Origin of the sequence: Psychrobacter cibarius, from assembly GCF_904845955.1 — a bacterium.
Taxonomy (GTDB): domain Bacteria; phylum Pseudomonadota; class Gammaproteobacteria; order Pseudomonadales; family Moraxellaceae; genus Psychrobacter; species Psychrobacter cibarius_B.
The window spans coordinates 1-5,195 of the sequence record NZ_CAJGYX010000017.1; the positions used below are offsets into that span (position 1 = coordinate 1).

Genomic DNA, 5,195 nt, shown 5'->3' on the forward strand with positions numbered 1-5,195 from the left:
ATGGGCACTAGGTGGGTGGTCGCTATTGGGTATTTTTGCGATCATTATTTGGATATTTTTGCGATTGCGGCTTGGTTCGTCTAGTCATCAAGCCATTGTGCCACCTACCTCTGGAGCGTCTGACATCTCCATGTGGCGTACACCTTTTGCTTGGCAAATTGCGGTATTTATGGGGCTGCAATCACTATTATTTTATACTGTTGCCAGTTTCTTACCCTCTATTTGGGTCAGCAAAGGGCTATCCGCAGTGCAAGCAGGACAAATGGCTTCAGTGTTTCAGTTTATGGCGCCAGTCTCTATTATGAGCCTGACGTGGCTGATCAATCGCGGCCGCCCTATTCAGGCGCTGGCGGTGTTTGCAGCGGTGCTGAATGTTATTGGTATTTTAGGAATCAATTATTTATCTACCGACCTCGCTTGGTTGTGGTCAGGTCTGATGGGCATTGGCTGCTCCGCTATTTTCACCTTGAGTATGATGCTGTTCTCCTTACGTACTTATACGACCAACCAATCTAGTGAGCTGTCTGGTATGGCGCAATTCGTCGGTTATTTGATTGCGTTTTTTGGTCCCTTAGGGACAGGTTGGCTACATGAAGCGACTGGCAGCTGGGATTTACCCCTATTCATTATGCTCATTTTGATGGTTATCAACGTCGTCATTGCTTGGGTAGTGAGTCGTCCAGTGATGGTCGATGGCAAAACGCTGTAATATCAAAAACTACAGTAACCTTAGGATAATATTGGTGTCTGTCTTATTTTGCTACACTGGTTTGATTGCTTATAGGACAGAATAATCATGATGAATTTATCCATTCGTTTCGCTCGACACTTACCAACATTGGCTATTTTAACAGCCGTAATGGCGCTCGGTGGTTGCCAAAAACCATCTGAACCTAGCACCGATAACGGCATGCAAAACAGTACTCAAACTGCCGAACCTCAAACGACAAAATCTGAGCAACCGGCAACATCCACTGCACAGCAAGCGCCATTAACGATCTTGGCATTGGGCGGCTCTCTGACAGAAGGTCTTGGGGTGGATAAAGATGACAACTATCCTGCTCAGTTAGAAGATCGTCTGCAAGCAATGGGTTACGAACAATGCCAAAGTTATCAATTCAGGATTGAGCGGTGAAACCAGCACGGGATTGGTCAATCGCTTAGACTGGGTGTTGCAAACTAAGCCTGATGTGACGATTTTGACTATCGGTGCTAACGATGCCATACGCGGTATCGATGTGGCGACAGTTGAAGCCAATATTCGTACCGCGGTCAAACGTCTAAAGGATAATGGCAGTATCGTCATTTTGGGCGGCATGCAAATCTATGACAACCTTGGCTCTGAGTATGTGAAGTCATTTGCAGCGATATATCCTCGCGTCGCCAAAGACATGAACGTGACGCTGATTCCTTTCTTCTTGGATGGTGTGGGCGGTGATCCTGCGCTCAATCAAGCCGATGCCATTCATCCGACTAAAGAAGGCTACGCAATTATCGTTAATGACAATATCTTGCCTATCCTAGCGCCTAAACTAGAAGCGCTAAAAATAGCCGATGCAGACAACGCAACTGAAAATGCTCAAGATGAAACGACAAAAAATACGATAAATGAGACTACTTAACGAGACACTGTAATGACATCATCACCTTCGATTGCCGCTTCAACGCCACAAGCAGATTATAAAAAAGAAGTCCTACTCACCGCCTCACAATTAAACAAGACCGTGCAAGTCGGCGAGCAAACCCTATCAATCATTAAAGATGTAGATATCTATGTCAATGCTGGCGAGTTTGTGGTCATTATGGGCAAATCAGGCTCAGGTAAATCTACCTTACTAGGATTACTGGCGGCGCTAGATTATCCAGACAGCGGTACGGTGTCGCTAGCAGGTCAAATGCTCAGTAGTCTTGACGAAGATGCTTTGGCGGTGATTCGTCAACGTGATATGGGCTTTGTCTTTCAGTCGTTTCACCTACTGCCAACCTTGACAGTAGCCGAGAACATCGCCTTTCCACTTGATATTGCCAGACGTCCAAACCCAGCACGAGTAGACGAGCTTATTGACGCCGTTGATTTGGGTCATCGACGTCATAGCTTGCCCAATCAGTTGTCAGGTGGTGAACAACAGCGCACAGCGGTGGCACGAGCGCTAGTATCGCATCCAAAAATCGTATTCGCTGATGAACCAACGGGCAACCTCGATGAGCAAAATGCAGATCAAGTCATGCAGTTGCTATTGGACTTACGCCAACAGGTTGGTTCAGCACTGGTGGTCGTGACCCATGACCCTGCACTTGCCGAGATGGCAGATCGCGTCATCACCATGCATGATGGTCGAATTGTACCTACATGAATAACTGGATTGTATCTTAATGAATCGTAAGCCCACAGACAATAAACCACCAGCTGATACAAAAAAGACTGATACCAGTATGCATCAAGCGTCCAGTTATCCTAGCGGCATTCCCAATCAACTATTTACCCGTACCTTAGGTTTTCAAACACTCGGCTCTCAAGCACTCAGCCGTAGTTGGTGGCAGCGCTGGGTATATCCGGTATTGTTTCTACTGACATTAACCCTGTCGCTTGCAACTTACCTAACCCTCGACTCTGTGCAGCAGTCTGTTGATCGCTATATCAATGACAATCAGCGCGCGCTCGTTGGTGGCGATTTAATTCTAAACAGCAAGCAAGACTGGCCAAGTGAAGTATTGACGCAAGTAGAAACAATCCCCGATACGCAGACGGTGTATGACTATCAGTTTAGCGCCATGCTGGTCAATGATGAGCAAACCTTGCTTGCCAGCATTAAAGCGGTCTCGCCGTCGTATCCCTTATACGGTAAAGCGGAGCTTGCCTCAGGACAGCCGCTGTGGGAGCAGCTAACCTCTGACAGTGTCATCGTCGCGCCAGAAGTGCTCAGTAGTCTACAGGCCAATGTCGGTGACCGTATCACCATTGGCGATGCGCAGTTCACAATAAGTGATGTATTGACCAAAGAGCCTGATCGTCCGCTGACCACCTTTGGGTTTGGTGGACGTGTCTTAATGCATGAGGACTCACTCGCAGCGACCAATCTGTTGGGTCAACGTAGCCGCATAAACTATCGTATTGAGATGGCAGGCGACCCAAAGCTGATAACCACGCAGCGTGAACAGCTTACAGATATTCTGACCAATTACCCTGATATCGAGCTCTCTGACGCAGAGTCCGCAGATACTTCGGTCTCGCGTATCTCTGATAATGTACTGATGTTTTTAAAATTATTGGTCATCGCAGTGTTGCTACTTTCTGCGGTCGCCATGTACGGCGTCATTAGTGCGTTTGTCACCAAGCAGCAGTCTAGTAACGCCATTCGCTTGGCATTAGGTGAACCGCTTGGCTCACTCAAGCGCAGCTACTATCAACTGCTTATCGTCACGACTGCCATTGCTTGTGTCGCCGCGATTATACTGAGTCTAGGTTTGCTTAAAATTGGTCAGCCGTATCTGGTGGCTATCTTGCCTACCGATGTTGGGCTGTCCATCAATCTAATCAGTGCAATTAAGACTATTGTGATTGCCTTGGCCCTAACGTTGCTGATTGCGCAGCGTGGTTTGAGCGCGCTTAACACCACCAAACCCGCTACCCTACTCAATCAAGGTGCGAGTACGCAAACGCAAAACTTGCCGTGGTATCGACGCGTGCCGCTACTGTGGTATGGCTTGGTGCTGGCAGGGCTATATGCCTTCTTTGCTTATGAAGTGGGCTCACTGACATTAGGTGCACAGCTATTGGGCGGCTTGATTGGCTTTGTGGCGATATTTTGGCTATTGGCGCGTGGGTGGCTCTGGCTACTTAACAAGTTGGCGAGCAATACCAAAGTCAGTTGGATGCAGCGCATTGCCATTCATAACCTTGCACGTAAAGGTAACCAATCTGCTTTGTTCTTTGTCACCTTATCGCTATCGGTGGCGGTGCTGACGCTCATCACCACCCTAAATCACAGTATCAACGCGCAGTTTATCAATGCCTATCCCGAAGACGCACCCAATCTGTTTTTGCTCGATGTGCAGAGCGATCAACATGACGATATTGATGCGATCATTGAAACACCTGTCACTTATTATCCCGTCATTCGTGCGCGTGTAGAAACGGCGAATGACGTACCGGCAAAAGATATTGAGCCTGAGGATGGCTTCGATGATCCTACGCGAGTGTTTAACTTAAGCTACGCAGATACGGTCATGGAGACCGAATATATCACTGAATCACTCACGGATGACGCGCTATACACCCCTATCGATGCGACAGATGAGCAAGTCAAACCTTTGTCTATCTTAGACACCGCTGCCAGTATGCTCAATGTCGGTATGGGTGATCAGGTACGATTTAATATTCAAGGGATCGAAATCATCGGGCAGATTACCAGTATTCGAACGCGCTATGAGCGTGGCCCAAGCCCGTATTTTTACTTCTTGTTTGGGCCGTCTGTGCTGTCCGCTGCCCCGCAGATTCAGTTTGCTACCGCCCACGTACCAGAAGATGCAATTCCAGAGCTACAAGGCAAACTGGTACGTGAGTTCCCTGCTGTCACCACGATTGACGGCACTGCTATTGCGAAGCAAATCCAAGAGCTAGTGGTACAAATGAGCCGCTTGGTCTATGTGTTCACCTTGCTTGCCCTGCTCACTGGCGTCATGGTGCTGATCAGCTCGCTACTGTCTACCTCACAAGATCGTATGAAAGAGAGTGCGTCCTTCCGATTACTGGGGATGCAAAAGCGTGACTTGTATATGCTCAATATCTTAGAGCTAGGTGTACTTGGTATTAGCGCAGCGACCTTTGCCGTGATTATAGCCACTGGTGGTGCTTGGCTGGCTGTTACTCAGTGGTTTAATCTACAGTTTAGTATGCCGTGGGCAAATCTGGCTATGGGTGGTGCAGCGTTAGTCGTATTACTGTTTGCCATTGCCATTATTTACGTGAGATTGGTGATTGGACGCGGGATTATGGCAAGGGTAAGGGCGATGGTTTAGTTGTAGCTATAGTCGGATATAATAACGTCTACTTCTTGTTTTTACAATTTTCGACTATGCACTGTGTCATATATTACGGTAACATGGTATCGGAAGACAAATGTCTTGAAAAACGAATCTATAATTGATTGGAGGTTTAAAATGAAGCTTTTGAGATTAAACCCTATCGATATTGC

General features: G+C 47.4%; 4 protein-coding genes and 1 pseudogene. All 5 read left to right on the plus strand.

From position 1 onward, the window contains the following. A pseudogene (locus JMV76_RS14390) lies at positions 1–709 on the plus strand (MFS transporter); the annotation flags it as partial. Between the two features lie 87 nt (positions 710–796). Then, positions 797–1,135 (plus strand): hypothetical protein, encoded by a 339-nt coding sequence (locus tag JMV76_RS14980; RefSeq protein WP_227690446.1) that lies wholly within the window; start codon positions 797–799, stop codon positions 1,133–1,135. Then, on the plus strand, positions 1,125–1,622 hold the full coding sequence (locus JMV76_RS14985; protein WP_265090322.1) for a GDSL-type esterase/lipase family protein: 498 nt from the start codon (positions 1,125–1,127) through the stop codon (positions 1,620–1,622). Before JMV76_RS14980 ends, JMV76_RS14985 begins: the two co-directional genes overlap by 11 nt. Before the next feature lie 12 nt (positions 1,623–1,634). Next, on the plus strand, positions 1,635–2,354 hold the full coding sequence (locus tag JMV76_RS14400) for an ABC transporter ATP-binding protein (protein WP_201501664.1): 720 nt from the start codon (positions 1,635–1,637) through the stop codon (positions 2,352–2,354). A gap of 19 nt (positions 2,355–2,373) precedes the next feature. Beyond that, entirely contained in the window at positions 2,374–5,019 is a 2,646-nt protein-coding gene (locus JMV76_RS14405; RefSeq protein ID WP_201503151.1) for an ABC transporter permease, read from the plus strand. Positions 5,020–5,195: the final 176 nt, after the last annotated feature.

What these genes read in the sequence shown, in the direction of transcription:
- JMV76_RS14980 (WP_227690446.1), top strand. Translation starts at nt 797, where the DNA reads ATGATGAATTTATCCATTCGTTTCGCTCGACACTTACCAACATTGGCT.
- JMV76_RS14400 (WP_201501664.1), top strand. Translation starts at nt 1,635, where the DNA reads ATGACATCATCACCTTCGATTGCCGCTTCAACGCCACAAGCAGATTAT.
- JMV76_RS14405 (WP_201503151.1), top strand. Translation starts at nt 2,374, where the DNA reads ATGAATCGTAAGCCCACAGACAATAAACCACCAGCTGATACAAAAAAG.